This window comes from Erwinia sp. STN24 (assembly GCF_041320675.1).
GTDB classification, from domain to species: domain Bacteria; phylum Pseudomonadota; class Gammaproteobacteria; order Enterobacterales; family Enterobacteriaceae; genus Erwinia; species Erwinia aeris.
On record NZ_JBGGPM010000009.1, the window covers coordinates 86,527 to 109,256 of the forward strand.

The following is a 22,730-nucleotide window of genomic DNA, read 5'->3' on the forward strand; positions in this document are numbered from 1 at the left end:
CCGATGCCTGCGGCGCTGCCCTGAAATAAAGCAAAGCACCAAAATGGTGCCCTGTCAGCGTTGTTCCAGCTCGTCCAGCTGGCCGTACAGATTAGCGATATGATGGATGCGCTGACGACCTTTACTTAACAGCTCATGCAGCAGCGCATTGGTCAGCAGGTTGATGAGGCTGTTGGCGCAGGCATAGCTGTCGAAAGCGGACACGCTGTCCAACGGCGCGCAAAGCTGCCATGTCGCCAGCGCCAGGATCGCCTGCGCCTGCGGCTCACAAATCACCAGCGTGGGCACGCCAGCCTGCTGAAGCTGTTGCAGCAGGGGCTTAATGATGCGCGGACGACGGCGAAAGGCAATCACCACCACTACATCGTCCGGCGTCATATCCGGCAGCTCTTCCGCCAGCGTCTGCCCCGGCTGCGGCACGACGGAGACCTCGCCGCGCGCCTGCAACAGCTGCTGCCGAAGGTGCAGCGCCACCGGCCAGGAGTTGCGCATACCGACAATAAAGATGCGCCTGCTGGCGGCCAGTCTTTGCACCACCTCGCCGAACTGCGCGGCGTCCAGCTGGCTTACCCACTGCGTCAGGTTCGCCATTTCCTGCTTGTAGTGGCGCGCCAGCAGCGTGTTGCCCTGCACCGCGTCGCGATTGTCGGTCAGCGGCATGCCGCTTTGGCGCAGCGTACGCAACTCGTCGCGCATATCGCGATATTTCTCATAGCCAAGACGTTTGAATAAGCGGCTGACGGTCGCTTTAGAAACGCCGCTGAGCCGCGCCAGCTCTGCGCTGTTATAGCTAATCAAATCGTCAAAATGATCGAAGATGAAATCCGCCGCGCGCTGCTCCTGCGGAGAAAGCTGGGGATAGTGATTTCTCAGGCGCTCATCAAGCTGCTTCATGATATGAACCTTGTAACTTTTGTTTCAGAGAAGATAACGTATACAAATAACGTGCCGGGCGGAAAAGTTCACCTTCATCTTGCAAGCCGGACGCGTTTTTTCACTGCCCTGCCGTTCCGGCTGCAACAAACTGGAACAGCTCTTGCTTCCCTTTCTGCTCCGTCCCTGAAAATGAGAACGTGATGATACAAAGTAATCTCGCTCCGCTTGGCATGGCCGTAACGCCTCATCATCTCGCCAGTGAAAGCGCGCTGGCCATTCTGCGCGAAGGCGGCAACGCTATTGAGGCGATGGTCGCGGCGGCGGCCACGATCGCCGTGGTTTATCCCCATATGAACGGGCTGGGTGGCGACGGCTTCTGGCTGATTATGCCGCCGCAGGGCGATCCCATCGCCATCGACGCCAGCGGCGCGGCCGGATCGCTGGCCGATTTCGCTTTTTATGACGGCGCGGCGGCTATCCCCCATCGCGGGCCAAAATCGGCGCTGACGGTAGCCGGAACGGTCAGCGGCTGGTCAGAAGCGCTGACGATAGCCAACGAGCTTAGCGGTGCCGTGATGCCCGTTTCACGCCTGCTGGCCGATGCGATCCGCTATGCGGCGGACGGCATTCCCGTCACCCAATCGCAGTCGACCGCAACCGCCGGCAAATATCACGAGCTGGCGGCGCAGCCGGGCTTCGCGGCCGCTTTCCTGCCGGATGGCGAGGTGCCGCGCGCCGGCAGCCGCTTTACCCAACCGGCGCTGGCAAACACGCTGGGCATCCTGACGGAACAGGGGCTGGACAGCTTTTATCGCGGCTCGCTGGCTAATCGCCTGGCGGCAGAAATGTCGGCGCTTGGCATGCCGATTACGCTGGAAGATCTTAATAAGCATCGGGCGAAGCGCCGTAAGCCATTAAGCATCCGCCACGAGTACGGCGAGGTCTTTAATATGACGCCGCCGACCCAGGGCCTGGTGTCGCTGGCGATTTTGGGCATCACCAATCATCTGAATATGGCGGAAGCAGACGAGGTGCAGACCGTGCACCGCATCGTGGAGGCGACCAAGCTGGCTTTCGGCCTGCGCGACCGCTATATCACCGATCCGCTGCATATGCGCGAAGAGATGCAGGCGCTGCTTGATTCCGACCAGCTCGAAACGCTGGCGGGGCAAATCAGCGACAGCCGCGCGGCCGGCTGGGGAACCGGCAAAGGGCCGGGCGATACCGTGTGGATGGGCGTGATGGACAGCAGCGGCCTTGCCGTCTCTTTTATTCAGAGCATCTATCACGAATTCGGCAGCGGCGTGGTGCTGCCCGGCACCGGCATCACCTGGCAAAATCGCGGCGCGGCGTTTAGCCTGGATCCCGAACACTTGCTGGCTTTAGCACCGGGCAAACAGCCTTTTCATACGCTTAATCCCGCCGCCGCACGGCTGAACGACGGCCGCACCATGGTCTACGGCTCGATGGGCGGCGACGGCCAGCCGCAGACTCAGGCCGCCATTTTTACCCGTCACGTAGTGCAGGGAATGCCGCTACAGCAGTGCGTCAGCGCGCCGCGCTGGCTGCTCGGCCGCACCTGGGGCCAGGCTTCCGATTCGCTGAAGCTGGAGGGCCGTTTTTCCGCCGCCACCTTTACCCGCCTGCGCGAGCTGGGGCATGAAGTCGAAGCGCTGGAGGATTTCAGCGAGGCGGTCGGCCACGCAGGCGCGATTGTCCGCCATACCAACGGCATGCTGGAAGGCGCCAGCGATCCCCGCAGCAACGGCAGCGCGGCCGGTTTTTAACAGGAGAACATTATGAACACCGAAATTGACTGGACGGCTTATCTGGCCCACATGGAGCAGGTGCTGGGCGTACCGATGGACGATCGTCGTCGCGCCGAGCTGCTGGTGCAGTTTTCACGTATTGCCGAGATGGCCGCGCCGCTGATGGCGTTCCCGCTGGATGAACGTCAGGAAATCGCAGGAGTATATAAAGCATGACGCTAAGCTCCCTTTCCATTGCCGAACTAAAAAGCGCGCTGCTTAAAGGCGAGCTGAGCGCCAGAGAAATCGCGCAGCAAACGCTGGACGGGATCGAGCGGCTGGATCCGACGATCAATGCCTGGACGAGCGTAACGCGGGATCGCATGTTGAGCGAGGCCGATCGCCTCGATCGTCAGCGCAAAGAGGATAGTCCGTTACCCGCGCTGGCGGCCATTCCCTGCGCGGTAAAAAATCTTTTTGACGTTGCAGGCCATACCACGCTGGCGGGTGCCAGCCTGCTCAGCGATCGCCCGGCGGCCAAAAAAGACAGCTGGGCAGTGAGCAAGCTTAGCGAGGCGGGCGCGCTGCTGTCCGGCATGGTGAATATGGACGCCTATGCCTACGGTTTTACCACGGAAAACAGCCACTACGGCGCCACGCGTAACCCTCACGATAGCCAACGTATCGCCGGGGGATCCTCTGGCGGATCGGCGGCGGCCGTCGCCGCTGGCCTGGTGCATTTTTCACTGGGCTCGGATACCAACGGCTCGATCCGCGTACCGGCTTCGCTGTGCGGCATTTTTGGCCTGAAGCCGACGTTTGGCCGCCTGTCGCGCAGTGGCAGCCAGCCCTTTGTCGCCAGCCTCGATCATATCGGGCCTTTCGCCCGCAGCACCGAAGATCTTGCGTTGGTTTACGATGCGTTACAGGGCCGCGATCCGCAGGATAGCTTTCAGGCGGAAAAAGCGATCCAGCCTGTTCATCGCCTGTTGGAGCAAGGCGCACAGGGCCTGCGGTGCGCCGTGCTGGGCGGCTATTTTCAAACCTGGTGTGATGACGATGCCCGCGCAGCCGTCGCGCAGGCCGCAAAAGCGCTTGATGCGCAGGAAGAGGTGCTGATGCCGGAGGCCGCGCTGGCCCGTACCGCCGCGTTTATCCTGACCGCTGCCGAAGGCGGCAACGCCTGGCTGCCCGCGTTGCGCACGCAGCCGGAGCGTTTTGAGCCGCTGTCGCGCGAGCGCCTGCTGGCCGGTGCCATGACGCCTTCCGCCTGGTACGTGCAGGCGCAGCGCTTCCGCCACTATTTTCGTGAGCGGGTGCTGCCCCTGTTCGGGCAGTTTGACGTGCTGATTGCGCCCGCCACGCCCACCAGCGCCACGCTGATTGGACAGGAAACGATGCATATCAACGGCAGCGATTTGCCCATCCGCGCCAGCATGGGCATGTTGACGCAGCCCATCTCCTTTCTGGGGCTGCCCGTGACGACCGTGCCGCTGCAAACGCCGGGCGGCATGCCGATCGGCCTACAGCTTATCGCCGCGCCGTTTAAAGAAGAAGCCTGCCTGCGCGTGGCATGGACGCTGGAGAAAATGGGCATAGCTAAAGCACCTGTAGCAGGAGGATTGACAGCATGACGGATAAAATTAATCGCCCCTCGGTGCTGGCAGAGGTTACCGAAGCTTTTTATCGCTACGAGCAGGCGCTGACCGGCAACGATATCGACGTGCTCGACGAGCTGTTCTGGCATGACGAGCGCACCGTGCGGCTGGGCGCAGGAGAAAATTTATACGGGATTGAGGCGATCCGCGCTTTCCGCGCCGCGCGTCCTGCACAGGGCCTGGCTCGTCAGCTGCGTAATACGGTAATCACCACGTTTGGCGATGATTACGCGGTATGCAGCACAGAGTTTACCCGTGAGGGAACGGATAAGATTGGTCGTCAGCAGCAGACATGGGTGAAGCTGCCGCAAGGCTGGCGGATTGTCGCCGCGCAGGTCAGCCTGATAACGTGCGGCGAATAATGCCGTTTCACCAGGAGTGAATCCGCAGACCCGGCAGAAGCCCGACCGGCTATTTTTTAGCCTGAAAATGCTTTTACCAGGGCCAGGCTCTTTTCTGTCACCTGTTTGCGGGAGAGAGCCAGGCCTTAAGGTCGTTTAATCCGTAACCGGATAGCGCATTAAAAAATGGACCGCATCAGTTTATTTAAGCGCTTAATTATCAACCAGTGTCTATCGGTTTACCGCCGTCCTTATCTCTGTTGAGCTGTTAATAATTTCTTTTTTACTGCTGGCGCTATGTATGATGAATTTTGTCCGTTATCAAAGGGAGAGAGCGTAATGCCTTACAGTCTAGGGGTGCTGGCCGGTATGGGGCCGCGCTCCACCGCGCCTTTTATCGATATGTTGGTGGATGAGTGCCAAAAGCAATACGGGGCCAGGTTCGATATCGACTATCCCAAAATGCATATTATTTCCTTGCCGACGCCTTTTTTCCCTGACCGGGCGGTTGAAGATGCCGCAATGTCAGCGGCACTGCGCGATGGCATTAGCGATCTGGTAAAAGTCGGGGTCAATTTGATCGTGGTGCCCTGCAATGTAGCCCATTGCTACTTTGCTGAAATGCAGGAGGCCAGCGCTGGCATTCCTGTCCTGCATATTGCCGACTGCGCGCTTGAACGCCTTGCCGCAGCGGAGAACATCGCCGTGATTGCTACTGAGGCTACGCTTGATGCGGGTTTTTATCAGCAGCGTCTGCATCTGACAGGAAAGCGCTGTGTCTCTTCTGAGCCATTACGTGCGAGCACAACGCGTTTGATAGCGCTGATTAAACAAAACGGATTTACCGATCCTGAAGTGATAACGCAGTGGCGGGCGCTGATTTCTCTGGCGCAGGAAGCTGGCGCCCAGGCGCTGCTTATTGCCTGTACGGACATCAGCCCCTTACTTAAAAGCCATCCTCAGCAGTTGCTGCCGATTGTTGATACGGCAGCAAGCCTGGCTGAAGCTGCTATTCGTGGCTTTGCCAGCTCAAGGTCGACCCGATAGCCAATTTTGCCTCTGCTGGCGATCCTGTCAGGATGGCACTTCATGATGCCTTCCTGACAGGTTTACTTACGCCTCCGGCGCCGGGTGCGTCTTTATCCAGTGGTCGGCAATCTGCTGGCGCGTGCAGATCCAGACCTTATCATGCTGCTGTACATGATCCAGAAAGCGCTGCAATGCGCGGAAGCGGCCAGGCCTGCCCAGCAAACGGCAGTGCATGCCGATGGAAAGCATTTTCGGCGCGGTTTCACCCTCTTCATACAGCACGTCAAAGCTGTCTTTCAGATAGGTGTAAAACTGCTCCGCCGTGTTAAAGCCCTGCGGCGTGGCGAAACGCATGTCGTTGGTTTCCAGCGTATAAGGTACGATCAGGTGCGGCTTGACCGTCCCGTCCTGACAGGTCACCTTTGTCCAGAATGGCAGATCGTCGCCGTAATAGTCGCTGTCGTAGGTAAAGCCGCCCTGCTCCACCACCAGCCTGCGCGTATTCGGGCTGTCGCGTCCCGTATACCAGCCGGTTGGCGCTTTGCCGAAAAGATCGGTCAGCGTATCCACCGCCTGCTGCATATGCTGCCGCTCGGTTTTTGCATCCATTCCCTGATAGTGGATCCAGCGCCAGCCGTGGCTGACCACGTCGTAATCGGCGTTTTTAATCGCCTCGACGATTTCCGGATGACGTGCCAGCGCCATCGCCACGCCAAAAACGCTTAGCGGCAGGCCGCGCTTCTGGAACTCGTTGTGGATGCGCCAGAAACCGGCGCGCGAGCCGTATTCATACAGCGATTCCATCGACATATGGCGCTCGGGATAGCTGGCCGCACCGATAATATCCGATAAAAACTGCTCGGAGCCGGTATCGCCATGCAGCACGCTGTTTTCCGCGCCCTCTTCATAGTTCAGAACAAACTGCACGGCGATACGTGCATTGTCCGGCCAGGCCGCATGGGGCGGCTTTCCGGCGTAGCCGATCAGATCGCGGGGATAGTTTTTATTGAAGCTGTACTCTTTCTTTTCATCAGCATCGGTCATGATCGTAGTCCTGTTCCAGAGCAAGATAACTTAGTTTAGGCGCTTAAACTGACCCGACAGGTTTTTTCGCAGCGGATAGTCCAGATCGCCATGCTTACTGGTCGACAGCCCCAGCGCCACCAGCGATTCCACCATTTTTACCGCCGCGCCCACGCCGTCAATAACCGGCATATTCAGCTCCTGCGTCAGTTCCCGCGCCAGCCGGGCCATGCCGCCGCAGCCCAGTACAATGGCGCCGCTGCCGTCCTCTTTTTTTGCGCGGATGCAGCGCTCACGCACTTTTTCCTGCGCCAGCCCTGTGCCATCCTCCAGCGCCAGTACCGGCAGATCGATAGCATGCAGCGCGGCGCAATGCGGTTCAAAGCCGTACTGTTGTAAAAGATGACGCGCGATAATAACGGTGCGCGGCAGCGTGGTGACGATGGAAAAGCGCGTGGCAACCATCGTAGCCATATGCATAGCGGCTTCCGCAATGCCGATAACCGGCCCCGAAGCCAGTTCACGCGCCGCCAGCAGCCCCGGATCGCCAAAGCAGGCGATAACGTGCCCGCAGACGCCCTGCTCGCGTCCGGCTTTTATTTGCTCCAGCACGCCGATAGCGGCGACGGCCTCGTCAAAATGCCCTTCGATTGAGGGAACCCCTTCCGAGGGACAAACCGCCAGGATTTCCGTCGTCGGCGATGCTACGGCGCGCGCCGCTTCGCCAATGGTTTCGGTCATCGCCAGGCTGGTATTGGGATTGATAACCTGAATAAGCTGTTTAACGGTCATTCGCGCCTCCAAAACCGGTGAACAGGCTGGCGAAATCCGGCAGCGTTTCGCCACCGCGCTCGAAATGCAGGCTCGCTACTATATGCGCAAAATGTTGCCGCATTGCTTCAGTAAGCGGCACCAGCGCTTTTTGTCTGAGCAGGCCGATCAGCCTGTCGTGGTCGTCACAGCGGCAGCCCTGCTGCCACGGCGCGCCCCAGGCCGCAATCACCAGCGACGAACGCTGGGTCAGTCGGGTCACCATCTCGGTCAGCACCTGGTTACCGGAGATCGCCTGAAGCTGAATATGGAACGCGGCGGAAAGCCGGATCGCCGCCGGGCCGTCACGCTCCTCATGCGCCTGCTGTTCCTGCTGGATTAGGTTTTCCAGCGCGACCAGATGGGTAGACTGACAGTGCGCCAGCACGGTGGGAAGATTGGCGCATTCGATAAGTTCACGCGTACGGAAGATGTCCTGCGCTTCTTCTGTCGAAGGCGTGGCAACTTGTGCACCACGCTTGGGCGTTAACACCACCATCTGCACCGCAGCGAGGCGAGTCAGCACTTTACGGATGCCGGTTCGACTAACGCCGAAGACGTCGGCAAGCGCTTCTTCCGGCAGTTTGCTGCCCGGCGGCAGCTGACGCTCCACCATCGCCTTCATCAGCGCCTGAAAGATAGCTTCGTCTTTGTCATTCAGGTCGGTAGCCCTTTTCAGGCCGCTTTCACTTTTCATTTCCTGGTCCGCTCAGGTTTATCTTGCCTAAAATCGTACACACGATTAACTTATTTTGTATACATGAATTCAACTTCTGGCCTGGATCCTGCAATACCTCTCTCAACCGTTTGCTATTTCGTTGAATTGTTGAGGAGCAGGTTTCATGCCAAAGAGTCTACATGTTACTCCGGCGTCCGCAGAGGAAGCGCACGCCAGCTACAGCCCGCGGCTGTGCAACGAGGATCTGGCCCCGACGCGCGAGCAGAACTGGAGCTGGTACAACATCTTTTCTTTCTGGATGTCGGACGTGCACAGCATGGGCGGTTATGTGGTGGCGGCCAGCTTTTTCACGCTGGGTCTGGCGAGCTGGCAGGTGCTGATTTGTCTGCTGGCGGGCATTTGCATCGTGCAGCTGTGCGCTAATCTGATCGCTAAGCCCAGCCAGATGACCGGCGTGCCTTATGCGGTCGTCTGCCGCCAGGCCTTTGGCGTATTCGGCGCCAATATTCCGGCGGTGATCCGGGGTCTGATCGCGTTCGCCTGGTACGGTATCCAGACCTGGCTGGCCGCTAACGCGCTGATGCTGGTAACGCTGAAGTTTTGGCCTTCACTGGCGCCGATGACGCAGGTTTCCTGGCTGGGCCTGTCGCAGCTTGGCTGGCTCTGCTTTGGTTTTATGTGGCTTGCTCAGGCGCTGGTGTTCTGGCACGGCATGAAGGCGATTAAGCGTTTTATCGATGTGGCCGGCCCGGCGGTCTATGTGGTGATGGTGCTGCTGGCGGTCTGGATTGTATACAGAACGGGTTTTGAAGGTATTTCCTTTACGCTCTCCACGAAACAGCTCAGCGGCAGCCAGCAGCTCTGGCAGATGGTGACCGCGACGGCGCTGGTCGTCTCTTATTTCTCCGGGCCGCTGCTTAATTTTGGCGACTTCGCGCGCTATGGCAAAAGCATGAAGGCGATCCGCCGCGGCAATCGCTGGGGGCTGCCGTTTAACTTTTTGCTTTTTTCCGTGGTGACGGTGGTGATTGTTTCCGGTACGCAGTCGCTGTTCGGCCATATGATTACCGACCCCATTGAAACGGTCAGCCGCGTGGGCAGCGATTTGGCAGTGGCCGTTGGCCTGCTGACGATGATCACCGCGACGATCGGCATCAACATCGTCGCTAACTTCGTTTCGCCCGCGTTCGATTTTTCTAACTGCTCGCCGCAGAAGATTAGCTTCCGCACCGGCGGCATGATTGCTGCCGTAGGATCGGTGCTGCTGACGCCGTGGAACCTGTTTCAGTCGCCCGAGCTTATCCACTATACGCTGGACGTGCTGGGCGCCTTTATCGGCCCGCTGTTTGGCATCCTGCTGTGCGATTTTTACCTGGTCAAACGCGGACAGATTTCAACGGACGATCTTTTTAATGCTACGCCGCAGGGAAAATACTGGTATCGCGGCGGCTTCAATCCTAAAGCGATTGCCGCGCTGCTGCCCTCAGTACTGATTGGGCTGGCGATTAGCTTTTCGCCTTCGCTGCACGAAGTGGCTAACTTCAGCTGGTTTATCGGCGTTGCTTTGGCGGCAGGCTGCTATCGCTGGATGGCACGCGAAGAGTGCGTAAGCGCTGTGCCGCGTTACGCGAGCCGCGTAGCGGTGGAGAAAAGACGCGCTTAAATGATAAGGGCAGAAAGCCTGCTACCGGCAGGCTTCCGCTTAAAAAAACGTTCAGCTCTGCGCGCCTTCCTCTGATTTGATAGCTTCAATTTTTAGCGCTGCTTCAATTAATTCAAGCTTGTATACGTAGTAACCTGCCATTTTTTTAAGCATCAAAGCCCCTAAAGAAACCCCTAATAGTAAAGCCAACACCTGAATAACAATGCCCTCTACCGAATAGAATCCTTTACTAAACATGGCCAGTAAATTGTTGGGCCCGCCCAGTCCTTTGATGGCGCCATAAGCCAGCCCAATTAGCGCCATTAAAGCTGTTTTATCGCCAAAAACATTGCTGACTCTGACGAGTAAACGGTTTATTTTCAGCTGTACCCAGTGTTTGGCATAGTCTAATTCTAACTTTGAATAATAGCTTAGCTTTTTGGCATTAGCTTCATCGTGGTCGATTTCAAGAAGTAGCTCAGTTATAGCATCTTTTTTCCACCCAAATATTTTTATTAATCCGTAGAGCGAAGGTATAAACATGGCTACGAGCGCACTTAAAGTACAAAGTAAATATAGCGCTGTCGCCAGCCAGATGACTTTAAGGCCTGGCGTATTATACTGGCACCAGAGTGCGAGCATTAACAATAATAGAAAGCAGATACCACTAAAGGCAAGCCCCCAGGCGCTGATAATATTTATGATTCGCTCACGCCGGGTAATGAATCTGAAGGGCTTATAGGGTTCACACCCCTCCAGCTCACGGATAATTTGGTTTAGCCTGTACATAAAAAAGCCCTCATAGCAGTATATAAATACAGGCTTTTATTTTCATTCAACGACCAAAAATATTCCACCTCTTTAATAAAAAAGACGACGCATATTTTCAGCTTAAATTATTTAAAAGCTTTCATTTTTATTGGATAAAAGAGTACAGGTCGGCTCACAATCAAGCCTGGCCTGTACTCTGCGATGCCCCGTCAAAGGCTATGTTCGGTGCGGGCAATAATATCGTCCTGCGCATCGGGAGAAAGCGCGGTAAAGAAGGCGGAATATCCCGCTACGCGCACCACCAGATCGCGATAATTATCGGGCTGCGCCTTTGCGGCCAGCAGCGTTTCCCGCGAGACGATGTTGTACTGAATATGCCAGCCTTTATGCGCTTCAAAGAAAGTGCGCAGCAGCAGCATCAGCTTTTGCCTGTCGCCCGGATTATCCAGCGCGGCGGGATTCAGCTTCTGGTTCAGCAAAACGCCGCCCAGAATCGATCCGGTGGGCAGCTTGCTGACTGAACCCATCACCGCCGTCGGCCCCAGGCGATCGGTGCCTGACGCCGGGCTGGCCCCTTCCGCCAGCGGCGTTCGCGCTTTACGCCCGTCCGGCGTTGCCATCGTCTGCGCGCCAAAAGGCACGTTGGCAGAGATAGACGAGGTACCCGCATAGTAACCGCCACCGATCGGGCCACGGCCATGGCGTGGATTAACGTAGCTTTTCAGCTCCTCAATATAGGTTTGATAAGCGCGCGTCAGCAGCTCATCGACATAATCATCATCATTGCCGTATTTTGGCGCGCCGTTAACCAGACGCTGGCGCAGCTGCTCGCCATTCAGACCGTCAAAATCGGTGGCCAGCGCTTCGCTTAATGCCTGCTGCGCCACCACTCCTTGTTCAAACACCAGTTTTTTCACCGCCGCCAGGCTGTTGCCCAGATTGGCGATGCCCACCTGCAATCCCGATACCCAGTCATATTTTGCGCCGCCCTGCTTGATGCTTTTTGCCCGCTCAATACAGTCATCCACCAGCGCCGAACAGAGAATATCGTGCGCGTTCTCTTCCAGCACCGTATCCACCACGTACTCTATTTCTATCGATTTGCGGGTGTAATAGCGGATCTGCTCATCCCAGGCGCTCATAACCCGATCGAAACTGTCGAAATTGCCTGCGGAAAGCGCTTTGTCCTGCGGCAGAAACGTTTTGCCGCTGGTGGCGTCGCGTCCGCCTTCCAGCGACGCCAGCATCACGCGGGCGAAATTAATAAAGCTCATCCCGGTGCAGCGATAGCCCCACTTGCCGCCCACGGCCGTTTCGATGCAGCCGATAGCCGCATACTGATAAGCGTCGGCCGCTGAGACGCCCAGCCGGATAAATTGCGGAATGACGATTTCATCGTTGTTAAAGGCCGGCATCCCAAAGCCGCAGCGGATAACCTCCACGCAGGCATTCAGGAAATCGTCGCTCATTCCGGCATGGTAGCGCACGCTCAGGTTTGGCTGCGTCGAACGCAAACGGCCGCAGGATTCCAGAATCGCGTAAGAGAGCGGGTTGACGGCATCCACCGCCTTGTCCACCAGCAGATTCTGTCCGCCGATAGTGACGTTTTGATAGAGCGGACTGCCGGCCGAAGCTTTGGAGTGCGAGCCGGATCGGATCTTATTGACCTCCAGCAGCTTCAGCCAGCAGCTTTGCAGCAGCTCGATCGCCTGCTCGCGATCCGTATGCTGTTCCAGCTCCACGTCGCGGCGATACCAGGGATAAAGGTATTGATCCATGCGGCCAAAAGAGACCGAATGACCGTTAGACTCAATTTGCAGGATCAGCTGAATAAAATAGCAAAGCTGGAGCGCCTGCCAGAAGGTCTGCGGCGGCCGATGGGCGATCACGTCACAATTTTCCGCGATGGTCAGCAGTTCCCCACGGCGCGCGGCGCTCTTCTCTGCCTGCGCCATTTCGCGGGCCAGAGTGGCGTAGCGCTTGATATGCTCAGTTACAGCCTGAAGAACGATATCGATGGCTTTCAAAAACTGCTCGCCATGCAGATCGTTCAGATGCGTCAGATCGATGCGGCTGCGGCGTTCCGCCACTTTCTCACGCAGGCCATCCAGCCCTTTCTCCAGCAGCAGCGGAAAGTTGACGGCCAGATGGGCGTCGCCGGAGGTCATATTCCCTTCCGCTTTGATGATGCCGGTTGCCAGCAGCGCCTTCTGCTCCCCGGTAAACATGCCGTAGCAGCGATCCTGCACCGTCTGGCCGCGCCACCACGGGCAGATTTCATGCAGTACCCGCTTGTCCTCTTCAGAAACAGAAAAGCCCGCGCCGGGACGATCCGCCAGATCGTCGATCTCTTTTTCGATCCATGTCACGGTATATTCCGGGAAAATGGGCGCGGCGCGCACCTTGCTGGCCTGGTTGCCTACAATCAGCTCATCATGCTTAATCCAGATAGTCCGTTCCGCCAGATGGTGTGCCAGCGCCAGCGCGCGGCGAACCGGTACGGGTTTATCCTGATGCTGCTGATAGATTTCGCTATAGTGCCGCGCGCGCTCGGTACAAATCGGGGGCTTGCTGATAGCGATCAGGGCTTCTTTATGCGTTTTGATACGGCTGCTTAAAACATCAAGGTTAAGTCTGGTCATCATTTTATCCTCTTAGCGTGGTTATCAGGCCTTTTTGCCGCGCGTACGACTGCGCAAAGGCAAGGATTTCCGGATTATCGAGCGGCCTGGCTGGCGCAAGGTAAGGCTGATTAAGCAAGGCATATTTGCCTTTACCCAGCGTGTGATAGGGAAGGAAATGGATCTCTTTGGCCCGTAATCGATCGGCGGTGAAATCCACTATGCTGCGGATCGACTGCCGATCGGCATTAAAACCCGGAACGAGCGGTACACGGATGACGATCTCCTTGCCCGTTTCCGCCAGCTTGCACAAATTAGCCAGCACCCGCTTCGCCGAACCGTTCGTCCATGCCTGAAAACGCGCTTCGTCGGTGTGTTTAAGGTCGGCCAGGAACAGGTCGATCCAGGGCAGCGAAGGCTGGATATAACGCCACGGCACATGCAGGCAGGTTTCCACGGCCGTATGGATCCCTTCCTGATGGCTGAGCCGTAAGAGCGTTTCGGTGAGGTTTGGCGTCATAAAAGGCTCGCCGCCGGAAAGCGTCACGCCGCCCGCGCTGCGCTGATAAAAAGGCTTATCCCGCCTGACTACGGCCATAATTTCCGCTGCGCTTTTCTCTTCGCCGCAGATCGTCAGCGCCTGGGTGGGGCAACAGTTTTCCAACGCGGAGAAATGGTTGGGACGCATCTTCTCCCGGAAAATGACGAGTTGTTGTTGTTGACGAACGATGGCGTCCGGCACGGCCAGCTGGCATAACTCGCAGCCCGACAGGCAGGCTCTTTTATCAAACAGGATTTCCCGCTCGTGCGAGCGGCTTTCCGGATTCTGGCACCAGCGACATTTCAACGAACAGCCTTTTAAAAACACCACGGTGCGGATACCAGGCCCGTCGTGTGTGGAATAGCGCTGAATATTGAAAATCATGAACCGCCTCCGTCATATTACGTACGAAGATTTAAGTACTTTCAAATGAAAGTAACTTTGATCCCGGGCAATAAACAAGTTCACGCAGCGGGTAATATTTCGGAATTGCGATCGTCAACAGGCTTAAGGAGCTATATGGAACTCTATCTTGATACTGCGGATGTAGCGGCGGTAAAACGTTTAGCGAGGATACTGCCGCTGGCGGGCGTGACCACCAATCCGGCTATTGTCGCCGGCGGGAAAACGCCGTTATCCATTCTGTTACCTGAGTTGCAGGCGGCGCTGGGCGGCCAGGGCAAAATTTTTGCTCAGGTTATTGCCGCCCGGGCGGAAGAGATGGTGGAGGAAGCGTTACAGCTGCGCGCGATCCTTCCTGATGTGGTCGTAAAAATTCCGGCTACGACAGAAGGCCTGGCGGCAATCAGGCAGCTGAAAAAAGAGGCTATTCCAACGTTGGGCACCGCCGTTTATGGCGCAGCGCAGGGATTGTTCTCGGCGCTGGCTGGCGCGGAGTATGTCGCGCCTTACGTTAACCGTATTGACGCCCAGGGCGGAAATGGCATTCAGACAGTAGAAGCACTTCAACAGCTGCTTGCTCTGCATGCGCCGGGGGCTAAAGTGCTGGCGGCCAGCTTCAAAACGCCTCGCCAGGCGCTGGAGTGTATGCTGGCTGGCTGCGAAGCAATAACGTTGCCGCTGGATGTGGCCGAACAGATCCTCTCTGCGCCAGCGGTTACCGCCGCGGTCAATCAGTTTGAACAGCAGTGGATAAAGGCTTTTGGAACCGCGAGGCTGATTCAGGAAGAGAAAAGCGGAAAGGAATAAAAATCACGGGCTGTATGCCGAAATGACGAAAGCCCGATGCATTGCTGCATCGGGCTTTCCGGATACTTGGCGGAACGGACGGGGCTCGAACCCGCGACCCCCTGCGTGACAGGCAGGTATTCTAACCAACTGAACTACCGCTCCGCGCTTTGTTCCCCGTCGGGAACGGGGCGAATATTACGGTGCGGCCTGCATCCCGTCAATGCTTTTTCTTAAGCTTGCTGATCGACTGCCTGTTTTTTCGACTCTTACGACATTTCAACGTCTTCAGGCACGCCAGAGGCAGCTTCCGCCCTTCTTCATCACCAGATCGAGGCGGGATTCGTGTTCGGCAATCTCTTCGTCCGTCGCCGCTATCACGCACAGGCCAGAAGCCGGACGCGTGATGCGATAGATGGTTTCGTCGTTGCTCTGCTCCTGCCTGTCGCCCTCCATCGAAAACTTCAGCGACGTCTGCCCACCGGTCATGGTCAGGAAGACCTCGGCCAGAATTTCGGAGTCAAGCAGAGCGCCGTGCAGCGTTCGCTTACTGTTATCTATTTCATAACGCGAGCAGAGCGCATCCAGGCTGTTGCGCTTGCCGGGAAACAGCCTGCGCGCCATCGCCAGGCTATCGGTTATCTGGCAGAAGGTTTCGGTTTTGGGGATATTGCGGCCAAGCTTGCCGAATTCGTAGTCCATAAAGCCGATATCAAACGAGGCGTTATGGATCACCAGCTCGGCACCTTCTATATAGGCCAGGAAATCGTCGGCAATATCGGCGAAGGTCGGCTTATCCGCCAGAAATTCGTCGGCAATACCGTGTACGCCGAACGCTTCCGGATCGACCAGGCGATCGGGCTTGAGATAAACATGGAAGTTGTTGCCGGTGAGACGACGGTTTACCACCTCAACGGCGCCGATTTCAATAATGCGGTGCCCTTCATAGTGCACCCCGATCATATTCATACCGGTGGTTTCAGTATCGAGGACGATCTGACGCGTTGTATTTACTGTGCTCATAGGACCCGTTTTATGTCAGACTTGGCGTTTTTACACAGGGAGTCTACCAGAGATGCCTAAACAGGTAGAAATTTTCACCGATGGTTCTTGTCTTGGCAATCCTGGCCCGGGCGGATACGGCGCAATTTTACGTTACGGCCAGCACGAGAAAACGTTCAGCGCCGGCTATCAGCTGACCACCAATAATCGAATGGAGCTGATGGCGGCTATCGTCGCGCTGGAAGCGCTGACTAAACCCTGCGACGTCGTGCTGAGTACCGACAGCCAATACGTGCGTCAGGGCATTACCAGCTGGATCCATAACTGGAAAAAGCGCGGCTGGAAAACGGCGGACAAAAAGCCGGTTAAAAACGTCGATCTCTGGAAACGGCTGGATACGGCGCTGGGCCAGCATCAAATTACCTGGGAATGGGTAAAAGGCCATGCCGGCCATCCTGAAAACGAACGCTGCGACGAACTGGCGCGCGCGGCCGCCGGCAATCCATCCTTTGAAGACATCGGCTATCAGTCAGCATCCTGATGGCGTCGACGCATCCGGCTGGTTGCGCCAACGGCGGGTGCAAGCCTTCTTTGGGCCGCTGCCTTTTTGGCCGGATTCATCGTTAACGGGAAAGTCCGCTTGCGCGCGACGATAATGCTCAGGCAGCCCAGCGCCGGAAGATGCGTGCTGATGACCTTACCGCCCTGACGATTCCACGGCAGCACCTGAAAGCGCGAGCGCTGCACCACCTCGTAGTTTAACAGGCTGAGCCAGTCCATCAGCCTGGTCTGGGTAAACATCCGACTGTTCCACGGCACGCGTTGGCGCAGGCCGGGCACCAGTTTGCCCGTCCCCAGCACGCTGAACAGATTGAAGCCGCTGATAATCATCCAGCCGTCATCGATCAAAACGCGATCTACCTCGCGCAAAATACGGTGCGGATCGCTGCTCCAGGCCAGGCTGTGCGCCAGTAAACAGGCATCAACCGATTTTGATTCAAAAGGCAGGCTGCCGGCATCGGCCAGAACCTGCAAATTGTCGCCCTGTAAGCCAACGTTGACCTGATGCGAAATGGCGCAGCTTGCCGTGTCGATTTCCGCGCTCAGCGAGCCGATTTTCAGCAAATGAAAACCGTATAGCCTGTCCAGACAGGGTTGCAGATGCCGGGTCAGCGCGTCACGATAGTAGTCTCCCCAGGGGATGTCCGCCCAGGAATACGGCACGTGACGAATATGGCGTGTTTTAGCGGGCTTCATGCTTTACCATCTTCTTTCCATTGCGGCCAGTCAACGAGGCGATAATGAATCTTACCAGCATTCCGGCTTTTCAGGATAATTACATCTGGACATTAAATAACGATCGGGGCGACTGCCTGATTGTCGATCCGGGCGAAGCGGCACCGGTACTGACGGCCATGGAAAAAAACCAGTGGCGGCCAGCGGCGATCCTGCTGACGCATCATCATCACGATCACGTTGGCGGCGTGAAAGAACTGCTGCAACATTTTCCCGATCTGGTGGTGTACGGCCCGCAAGAGACACAAGATAAGGGAAGCAATCGGCTTGTCGCTGAGGGTGATAAGGTCGCTATTTTGGGCCTCGAATTTAGTGTGATTGCTACGCCGGGGCATACTTTAGGACATATCTCATACTATAGCGCACCTTACCTTTTCTGTGGTGATACGCTGTTTTCCGGCGGCTGTGGACGTCTGTTTGAAGGTACCCCTCAACAGATGTTCAATTCTTTTCAAAAGCTTAATCAGCTTCCGGGAGAAACGCTGGTGTGCTGTGCGCACGAATATACGTTATCGAATATGAAGTTTGCCTGCTCGCTGCTGCCACAGGATACGAAAATAGCGGGCTATTATCGCGAAATTAAGGAGTTACGTGCAAAAAACGCGGTTTCCTTGCCCGTAACGCTCGCTTTTGAGCGGCAAATAAATGTTTTTATGCGTACGCAAGATGCTGATTTACAGAAAGTTATTGGCTTCGAAACACCTCCGCAACAAGAATGGCAAGTTTTTGCAACTCTACGCGAGAAGAAAGACCATTTTTGATTTTTCGGGTTGTGTTGAGCAGCCCGAGCACGTATAGTTGCTCGTCTTTTAAGCGAACAATGACACACACATGAAGGCTAAAGCGATATTACTACTCGCCTCGGTCCTGCTGGTGGGGTGCCAGGCGCCTAAGCACGACGCCCCCGAACAGCATGCACAGAGTTTGTCTTCAGCACAGAGCAGTCAGAACGCAGATCGGTTGTTATCGCCACGCTGGCAGGACGATGGGACCAGCCTGACGAAAGATCAGGATCTGTGGAATTTCATTAGCGATGAGCTGAAGATGAAGGTTCCGGAAAACCCCCGGATACGCGAACAAAAACAAAAGTATTTAAGAAACAAGAGCTATCTCCACGATGTAACGTTACGGGCTGAGCCGTATATGTACTGGATTGTCGAGCAGATTAAGCAACGTAAGATGCCGATGGAACTGGTACTATTACCCATAGTGGAGAGCGCTTTTGATCCTCATGCGACCTCTTCTGCCAATGCCGCAGGCATCTGGCAGATCGTGCCGCAGACGGGGCGTAATTATGGTCTGAAGCAGAACCAGTGGTATGACGGTCGTCGCGATATTGTCGCCTCTACCAAAGTCGCACTGGATATGATGCAGCGGCTGAACGGGATGTTCGGCGGTGACTGGCTGCTGACCGTGGCCGCGTACAACAGCGGCGAAGGCCGCGTGCTGAAAGCGATAAAAAGCAACAAGGCTCGCGGTAAGGCAACGGATTTCTGGTCGCTGTCGCTTCCGCATGAAACCACGGTTTATGTGCCGAAGATGCTGGCGTTAAGCGAGCTGTTGAAAAACAACAAGCGTTACGGCATCCGTCTTCCGGAACCTAACGAAACCCGTGCGCTGGCGCGTGTTGAAGTGGGTCAGCAGATTGAGCTGACGCAGGCGGCGGAAATGGCCGGCATGTCGCTGAACAAGCTGAAGAGCTTTAATACAGGCTACAAGCGCGGGATGACGGCGCCTAACGGCCCGCACTATATCATGGTGCCGAAGTCGCACGTGGCGCAGCTGCGCAACTCCCTGGCAACAGGCGATATCGCGGCGGTGCAGCCAACGGCGCTGGCCAGTACCAGCACCTCTTACAAGGTGCGTAATGGTGATACCCTGTCAGGCATTGCAAAACGCCTGAACGTGTCGGTGAAGACGCTACAGCAGGCTAATAACCTGCGCGGCGTGAACATCAAACCGGGGCAGACGCTCAGCCTGGGCGGCGGCGAAAGCGCAGCCAGACTGGCCGATAATGGCAACAGCATCACCTATAAGGTTCGTAAGGGTGATTCTCTGGCCAGCATCGCAAAACGTCACGGCGTGAACACGAAAGATCTGCTGCGCTGGAACAGCGGCGGTTCGGCGAATATTCAGCCCGGCGACAGGCTGACGCTATTTGTCACCAACAACGCCACGCCTGACAGCTAAAGCTCAGTTTAAAAACCAGTCTTCGGACTGGTTTTTTTATGCCCGACATTTCCCGCTCCCCTCTCCTGTGCTTTACTGCCCCTCTGTCCAACGATCCTGAGGCCGCCATGACGAATGATCTGGTTGCGCTGCTGAACCAGCATCGCCTGATTGAACTGAGCCACGTTTATGAAGAAGGCATGCCGGTCTGGCCCGGTGACGGGCGCTTTTTCATGAGCAGCGCAGAAACATTCGCCGCAGGCGACGGTAACTATAACTGTCAGCTGAGCTTAGGCGATCATTGCGGCACGCATATAGACGCGCCGGCACATTTTATACCGGGCGGAAAAAGCATTGATAAGGTTGATATTCGCCAGCTGACCGGGCGTGGTCGCTGTCTGGATATGACCCATTTGCCGCAAAACAGCGCGATTACGCGTGCGACGATCGCGGACTGGGAAGGCAGATACGGCGAAATAGCGGCAAAGGATATCGTCCTGTTTCATACGGGCTACGATAAAAAGTGGCGTTGCCGTCCCGATCATACCGCGTTTATGAACGGCTGGCCGGGGCTGTCAGCCAGAGGCGCAGATTACCTGTTGGGAAAAGGCGTTACGGTTTTCGGTACCGATGCGATGTCGCTGGATGATGCAGGCAGCAAAGATTATCCGGCTCATCAGGCGATACTAAGTGCCGGAGGCCTGATCGTTGAAAGCCTGGCAAACCTTTACAGCCTGCCGACGGCTTTTACCTTTATCGCTCTGCCTTTGCGCATCAAAGGCGGCTCCGCCTCGCCCGTGCGCGCTGTGGCTCTGGTACAGGATTAAGGCTTAAACTCAACCAGTAAAGGGTTATGGTCGGAAGCACGCGTCACCAGCACGGAGGCCTCCGCTACGCCCATATCGCGGTAGAAAACGAAGTCCAGCGGCCTGCCAAAGGCTTTACGGCGATGGTCGTCGGTAAAGTTGACCTCGTGCAGCCCCATATTATGGGCAAAGGTATAAAGCGCATTGATCCGCTGGCGGCTCCAGGCATTAAAATCCCCGGCCATAATCACCGGCCCTTTATGGTGAATAATCTGTTCGCCTATAGGGCCAAGCTGCTTGCTGTATACGTCGATCCCCAGGCTAAAGTTGACCGCATGGATATTCACCACCATCAGCATCTTGCCGTCCGGTAGCGGATAGGCGGTGACAAGGGCTGATTTAGCCAGCCGCAGCAGCGGTTCACGTTCGCGCAGCGGATAACAGTAGACGGGATGCGCAGCGGCCAGCGTCATCACGCCGGAAGGATGCTGCGGCAGGACGAATGCCGGTACCTGATCCGCCGCCAGATAGTTACTGGTGGCAAAACGGATCAGCTCTGGGGTCGTCTGCGCTTCCTGTAGCAATACCAGCTGAGCGTCTTTACCGAAGTTTTGTAATACCGAAAGCCATTCGGCGCGCTGCTGTTTAAATATGTTCCATACCAGCACCCGTAGCGTAGCGTGCTCTGTCAGCGGCGCACCGGGCGGTAACGCTTTGCCCATATGCAGCATAGCGCCCGGCGGAAAAATACGTTCCGCTGGCTGCCCTGCTACATATCTCATGGCATAAGTTTTTTTCCGCACGTTAGCGTCTGACCTCTGCGTGTTGATCAATGATCCTGCATTCAGTTATAGGGACTTTATGGCCGGGTTTCAATCGGAGGCGCCTAATAAGTGCCAGCTGAAGGTAAGCAAATACAAACTTTTGGTTGTCCGCCGCCTGTAACTGTAGTCGATTTAACGCACCGGCTCCGGTTATGTATCTGATAGCGTTCATAACAGGGCAGAGATCCGACTGTTTACAGGCCAGACGAGCACCGGGCGTTTTCAGACAACGCCGCGGGGATGCTTTATTGCTGTCAACGCACTGACAGAGGCCTGGCAGCCTCACCCGTTGTCTGGCTTCCCCTGCTTCCTCATGCTTTAATTACCGCCTGCAGGCTCCAAAAAAAGCATTACGTTCAGGAAGCAGTCATGAAGGCAAACTCAGAGGAACTGGCGATTTTTGTCGCCGTGGTGGAAAGCGGCAGTTTCAGCAAGGCCGCCGAGCGGCTGAAAATGGCAAATTCTGCCGTTAGCCGTGCGGTAAAAAAGCTGGAAAACAAGCTCGAGGTAGAGCTACTGACACGCACCACCCGACAGATTAAATTAACCCAGGAAGGCGAAGCCTACTTCAAGCGCGTTCAGGCGATTCTTCAGGAGATGTCCGCAGCGGAAAACGAGCTGGCAGAACGAAAAAGGCTACCAAAAGGGTCACTGCGTATTGATGCTGCTACGCCGGTGGTTCTGCATCTGTTAATGCCGATGATTAAACCTTTTCGGGAGCGCTTTCCTGAAGTCACCCTCTCTCTGGTTTCATCCGAAACCTTTATCAATCTGATTGAACGTAAGGTAGATATCGCTATCCGTGCCGGTAATCTTACTGATTCCAGCCTTCGCGCGCGCCTGCTGTTTAATAGTCGACGTAAAATAGTCGCCAGCCCTGGCTGGCTGCAACAGTTCGGCACGCCGCAAACCGTAGAGGATTTGGCACAGCACGACTGTCTGGGCTTTGTTGAACCCCTGAGCCTGAACCGTTGGCCCATTGCTAATGCAGACGGGCAGCTTTATGACATTACGCCCGCCAGTACCTCAAACAGCGGCGAGACGCTCAGGCAGCTGTGCCTGGCCGGTAACGGCATTGCCTGCCTGTCGGACTTTATGATCAATAAAGATTTAAACGATGGTTCGCTGATAGAGGTTATGGCCGACAGGCTTGTGCCGGTAGATATGCCATTTAACGCGGTTTACTATGGGGATCGCTCGGCTAACTCACGCGTTCGCTCTTTTATTGATTTTGTCAGCGAATGGCTCAGGCAACATCCGCTTTAAAGAAAAAAGATAGTCGAAGGCTGGCCTGTCCAGGAAGGGATAATGGCAGAACACAGGCAGGCCGGCTGACCAAAACTTATACGCAAAAAAAAGCCCTGAGCGTTAGCTCAGGGCCTTATATAAAGTGGCGGAACGGACGGGGCTCGAACCCGCGACCCCCTGCGTGACAGGCAGGTATTCTAACCAACTGAACTACCGCTCCACCGATTCTGTACTGAACTCAGAATGTTGCTTCCGATCTCAGGTGTTTCGCCCTTTCCACGTCACTGGAAGGTCTGAGCGCAAACGGTTTACTCACGTTTACTGCTCTTAATTGATGCCTGGCAGTTCCCTACTCTCGCATGGGGAGACCCCACACTACCATCGGCGCTACGGCGTTTCACTTCTGAGTTCGGCATGGGGTCAGGTGGGACCACCGCGCTAAAGCCGCCAGGCAAATT

At 56.2% G+C, this 22,730-nt stretch carries 22 protein-coding genes, 2 tRNA genes and 1 rRNA gene; 12 read left to right on the forward strand and 13 right to left on the reverse strand.

Features of this window, described 5'->3' with window-relative positions:
• Positions 1-54: 54 nt before the first annotated feature.
• Positions 55-894 (reverse strand): MurR/RpiR family transcriptional regulator HpxU, encoded by an 840-nt coding sequence (gene hpxU, locus ACA373_RS20805; RefSeq protein WP_253455341.1) that lies wholly within the window; start codon positions 892-894, stop codon positions 55-57.
• Positions 895-1,076: 182 nt separating this feature from the next.
• Between hpxU and ACA373_RS20810 the strand changes: the two genes are divergently transcribed.
• From ACA373_RS20810 to ACA373_RS20830, 5 genes are all read left to right on the forward strand, one after another.
• The gene (locus ACA373_RS20810; RefSeq protein WP_301253359.1) at positions 1,077-2,663 is read left to right on the forward strand and encodes a gamma-glutamyltransferase family protein; all 1,587 of its coding nucleotides are present in this window, start codon (positions 1,077-1,079) and stop codon (positions 2,661-2,663) included.
• Between the two features lie 12 nt (positions 2,664-2,675).
• Complete coding sequence (gene hpxX, locus ACA373_RS20815; RefSeq protein WP_253455343.1) at positions 2,676-2,861, forward strand: oxalurate catabolism protein HpxX; 186 nt, start codon at positions 2,676-2,678, stop codon at positions 2,859-2,861.
• On the forward strand, positions 2,858-4,258 hold the full coding sequence (locus ACA373_RS20820; RefSeq protein ID WP_370735029.1) for an AtzE family amidohydrolase: 1,401 nt from the start codon (positions 2,858-2,860) through the stop codon (positions 4,256-4,258). Before hpxX ends, ACA373_RS20820 begins: the two co-directional genes overlap by 4 nt.
• On the forward strand, positions 4,255-4,644 hold the full coding sequence (gene hpxZ, locus ACA373_RS20825; RefSeq protein WP_301253361.1) for an oxalurate catabolism protein HpxZ: 390 nt from the start codon (positions 4,255-4,257) through the stop codon (positions 4,642-4,644). Before ACA373_RS20820 ends, hpxZ begins: the two co-directional genes overlap by 4 nt.
• A 318-nt stretch (positions 4,645-4,962) precedes the next feature.
• Positions 4,963-5,670, forward strand: a complete 708-nt coding sequence (locus tag ACA373_RS20830) for an aspartate/glutamate racemase family protein (RefSeq protein ID WP_370735031.1) — start codon at positions 4,963-4,965, stop codon at positions 5,668-5,670.
• 66 nt (positions 5,671-5,736) lie between these two features.
• Here the strand turns inward: ACA373_RS20830 and puuE are convergent, their stop codons facing one another.
• Genes puuE through ACA373_RS20845 form a run of 3 tightly spaced genes read right to left on the reverse strand, consistent with a single transcriptional unit; the run spans position 5,737 to position 8,182 of the window.
• The gene (gene puuE, locus ACA373_RS20835) at positions 5,737-6,696 is read right to left on the reverse strand and encodes an allantoinase PuuE (RefSeq protein WP_253455347.1); all 960 of its coding nucleotides are present in this window, start codon (positions 6,694-6,696) and stop codon (positions 5,737-5,739) included.
• A gap of 30 nt (positions 6,697-6,726) precedes the next feature.
• Positions 6,727-7,467: an allantoin racemase gene (gene hpxA, locus ACA373_RS20840; RefSeq protein ID WP_253455348.1), complete on the reverse strand. Its 741-nt coding sequence runs from the start codon at positions 7,465-7,467 to the stop codon at positions 6,727-6,729.
• Positions 7,457-8,182 (reverse strand): GntR family transcriptional regulator, encoded by a 726-nt coding sequence (locus tag ACA373_RS20845; protein WP_370735032.1) that lies wholly within the window; start codon positions 8,180-8,182, stop codon positions 7,457-7,459. Before ACA373_RS20845 ends, hpxA begins: the two co-directional genes overlap by 11 nt.
• Positions 8,183-8,327: 145 nt before the next feature.
• Here ACA373_RS20845 and ACA373_RS20850 point away from each other — a divergent pair, with 145 nt between their 5' ends.
• Entirely contained in the window at positions 8,328-9,827 is a 1,500-nt protein-coding gene (locus tag ACA373_RS20850) for an NCS1 family nucleobase:cation symporter-1 (RefSeq protein WP_253455350.1), read from the forward strand.
• A gap of 51 nt (positions 9,828-9,878) precedes the next feature.
• Here ACA373_RS20850 and ACA373_RS20855 read toward each other — a convergent pair whose 3' ends face one another.
• From ACA373_RS20855 to ACA373_RS20865, 3 genes are all read right to left on the reverse strand, one after another.
• Positions 9,879-10,595 carry a hypothetical protein gene (locus ACA373_RS20855; RefSeq protein ID WP_370735033.1) on the reverse strand — a complete coding sequence of 239 codons (717 nt, stop codon included), beginning with the start codon at positions 10,593-10,595 and terminating at the stop codon, positions 9,879-9,881.
• Between the two features lie 191 nt (positions 10,596-10,786).
• Positions 10,787-13,219, reverse strand: coding sequence for a formate C-acetyltransferase/glycerol dehydratase family glycyl radical enzyme (locus tag ACA373_RS20860; RefSeq protein WP_370735037.1), 2,433 nt, complete (start codon positions 13,217-13,219; stop codon positions 10,787-10,789).
• Between the two features lie 4 nt (positions 13,220-13,223).
• Positions 13,224-14,123, reverse strand: a complete 900-nt coding sequence (locus ACA373_RS20865; protein ID WP_370735034.1) for a glycyl-radical enzyme activating protein — start codon at positions 14,121-14,123, stop codon at positions 13,224-13,226.
• Positions 14,124-14,258: 135 nt separating this feature from the next.
• On the opposite strand from ACA373_RS20865, the gene fsa reads away from it, so the two are divergent.
• Positions 14,259-14,948, forward strand: a complete 690-nt coding sequence (gene fsa / locus ACA373_RS20870; RefSeq protein WP_253455353.1) for a fructose-6-phosphate aldolase — start codon at positions 14,259-14,261, stop codon at positions 14,946-14,948.
• 67 nt (positions 14,949-15,015) lie between these two features.
• Here fsa and ACA373_RS20875 read toward each other — a convergent pair.
• Together ACA373_RS20875 and dnaQ are read right to left on the reverse strand one after the other, a co-directional pair.
• A tRNA-Asp gene (locus ACA373_RS20875) sits at positions 15,016-15,092 on the reverse strand.
• A gap of 123 nt (positions 15,093-15,215) precedes the next feature.
• Positions 15,216-15,950 (reverse strand): DNA polymerase III subunit epsilon, encoded by a 735-nt coding sequence (dnaQ, locus tag ACA373_RS20880; protein WP_125288912.1) that lies wholly within the window; start codon positions 15,948-15,950, stop codon positions 15,216-15,218.
• A gap of 52 nt (positions 15,951-16,002) precedes the next feature.
• Here dnaQ and rnhA point away from each other — a divergent pair, with 52 nt between their 5' ends.
• Positions 16,003-16,470: a ribonuclease HI gene (gene rnhA, locus ACA373_RS20885; protein ID WP_253455354.1), complete on the forward strand. Its 468-nt coding sequence runs from the start codon at positions 16,003-16,005 to the stop codon at positions 16,468-16,470.
• Here rnhA and ACA373_RS20890 read toward each other — a convergent pair.
• Positions 16,455-17,186, reverse strand: coding sequence for a class I SAM-dependent methyltransferase (locus ACA373_RS20890; protein ID WP_253455355.1), 732 nt, complete (start codon positions 17,184-17,186; stop codon positions 16,455-16,457). The genes rnhA and ACA373_RS20890 overlap by 16 nt on opposite strands.
• Before the next feature lie 44 nt (positions 17,187-17,230).
• On the opposite strand from ACA373_RS20890, the gene gloB reads away from it, so the two are divergent.
• From gloB to ACA373_RS20905, 3 genes are all read left to right on the forward strand, one after another.
• Entirely contained in the window at positions 17,231-17,986 is a 756-nt protein-coding gene (gene gloB, locus ACA373_RS20895; RefSeq protein ID WP_370735035.1) for a hydroxyacylglutathione hydrolase, read from the forward strand.
• Positions 17,987-18,056: 70 nt separating this feature from the next.
• Positions 18,057-19,415 carry a murein transglycosylase D gene (gene mltD, locus ACA373_RS20900; protein ID WP_125288908.1) on the forward strand — a complete coding sequence of 453 codons (1,359 nt, stop codon included), beginning with the start codon at positions 18,057-18,059 and terminating at the stop codon, positions 19,413-19,415.
• 107 nt (positions 19,416-19,522) lie between these two features.
• Positions 19,523-20,221, forward strand: a complete 699-nt coding sequence (locus tag ACA373_RS20905) for a cyclase family protein (RefSeq protein WP_370735036.1) — start codon at positions 19,523-19,525, stop codon at positions 20,219-20,221.
• On the opposite strand, the gene ACA373_RS20910 is transcribed toward ACA373_RS20905, so the two are convergent.
• The gene (locus ACA373_RS20910; protein WP_253455358.1) at positions 20,218-21,003 is read right to left on the reverse strand and encodes an endonuclease/exonuclease/phosphatase family protein; all 786 of its coding nucleotides are present in this window, start codon (positions 21,001-21,003) and stop codon (positions 20,218-20,220) included. The genes ACA373_RS20905 and ACA373_RS20910 overlap by 4 nt on opposite strands.
• Before the next feature lie 390 nt (positions 21,004-21,393).
• Here ACA373_RS20910 and yafC point away from each other — a divergent pair, with 390 nt between their 5' ends.
• Positions 21,394-22,290, forward strand: a complete 897-nt coding sequence (gene yafC, locus ACA373_RS20915; RefSeq protein ID WP_301253372.1) for a DNA-binding transcriptional regulator YafC — start codon at positions 21,394-21,396, stop codon at positions 22,288-22,290.
• A gap of 125 nt (positions 22,291-22,415) precedes the next feature.
• Here the strand turns inward: yafC and ACA373_RS20920 are convergent.
• Together ACA373_RS20920 and rrf are read right to left on the reverse strand one after the other, a co-directional pair.
• A tRNA-Asp gene (locus ACA373_RS20920) sits at positions 22,416-22,492 on the reverse strand.
• A 116-nt stretch (positions 22,493-22,608) separates the two neighbouring features.
• Positions 22,609-22,724: ribosomal RNA gene (gene rrf / locus ACA373_RS20925) — 5S ribosomal RNA — on the reverse strand.
• Between the last annotated feature and the right edge of the window lie 6 nt (positions 22,725-22,730).

Coding starts and splice junctions, on each gene's coding strand:
- mltD (WP_125288908.1), top strand. CDS start 18,057: ATGAAGGCTAAAGCGATATTACTACTCGCCTCGGTCCTGCTGGTGGGG.
- ACA373_RS20830 (WP_370735031.1), top strand. CDS start 4,963: ATGCCTTACAGTCTAGGGGTGCTGGCCGGTATGGGGCCGCGCTCCACC.
- ACA373_RS20820 (WP_370735029.1), top strand. CDS start 2,858: ATGACGCTAAGCTCCCTTTCCATTGCCGAACTAAAAAGCGCGCTGCTT.
- ACA373_RS20855 (WP_370735033.1), bottom strand. CDS start 10,595: ATGTACAGGCTAAACCAAATTATCCGTGAGCTGGAGGGGTGTGAACCC.
- ACA373_RS20905 (WP_370735036.1), top strand. CDS start 19,523: ATGACGAATGATCTGGTTGCGCTGCTGAACCAGCATCGCCTGATTGAA.
- hpxU (WP_253455341.1), bottom strand. CDS start 894: ATGAAGCAGCTTGATGAGCGCCTGAGAAATCACTATCCCCAGCTTTCT.
- ACA373_RS20850 (WP_253455350.1), top strand. CDS start 8,328: ATGCCAAAGAGTCTACATGTTACTCCGGCGTCCGCAGAGGAAGCGCAC.
- yafC (WP_301253372.1), top strand. CDS start 21,394: ATGAAGGCAAACTCAGAGGAACTGGCGATTTTTGTCGCCGTGGTGGAA.
- gloB (WP_370735035.1), top strand. CDS start 17,231: ATGAATCTTACCAGCATTCCGGCTTTTCAGGATAATTACATCTGGACA.
- fsa (WP_253455353.1), top strand. CDS start 14,259: ATGGAACTCTATCTTGATACTGCGGATGTAGCGGCGGTAAAACGTTTA.
- dnaQ (WP_125288912.1), bottom strand. CDS start 15,950: ATGAGCACAGTAAATACAACGCGTCAGATCGTCCTCGATACTGAAACC.
- puuE (WP_253455347.1), bottom strand. CDS start 6,696: ATGACCGATGCTGATGAAAAGAAAGAGTACAGCTTCAATAAAAACTAT.
- ACA373_RS20845 (WP_370735032.1), bottom strand. CDS start 8,182: ATGAAAAGTGAAAGCGGCCTGAAAAGGGCTACCGACCTGAATGACAAA.
- hpxZ (WP_301253361.1), top strand. CDS start 4,255: ATGACGGATAAAATTAATCGCCCCTCGGTGCTGGCAGAGGTTACCGAA.
- hpxX (WP_253455343.1), top strand. CDS start 2,676: ATGAACACCGAAATTGACTGGACGGCTTATCTGGCCCACATGGAGCAG.
- ACA373_RS20860 (WP_370735037.1), bottom strand. CDS start 13,219: ATGACCAGACTTAACCTTGATGTTTTAAGCAGCCGTATCAAAACGCAT.
- ACA373_RS20865 (WP_370735034.1), bottom strand. CDS start 14,123: ATGATTTTCAATATTCAGCGCTATTCCACACACGACGGGCCTGGTATC.
- rnhA (WP_253455354.1), top strand. CDS start 16,003: ATGCCTAAACAGGTAGAAATTTTCACCGATGGTTCTTGTCTTGGCAAT.
- ACA373_RS20810 (WP_301253359.1), top strand. CDS start 1,077: ATGATACAAAGTAATCTCGCTCCGCTTGGCATGGCCGTAACGCCTCAT.
- ACA373_RS20890 (WP_253455355.1), bottom strand. CDS start 17,186: ATGAAGCCCGCTAAAACACGCCATATTCGTCACGTGCCGTATTCCTGG.
- hpxA (WP_253455348.1), bottom strand. CDS start 7,467: ATGACCGTTAAACAGCTTATTCAGGTTATCAATCCCAATACCAGCCTG.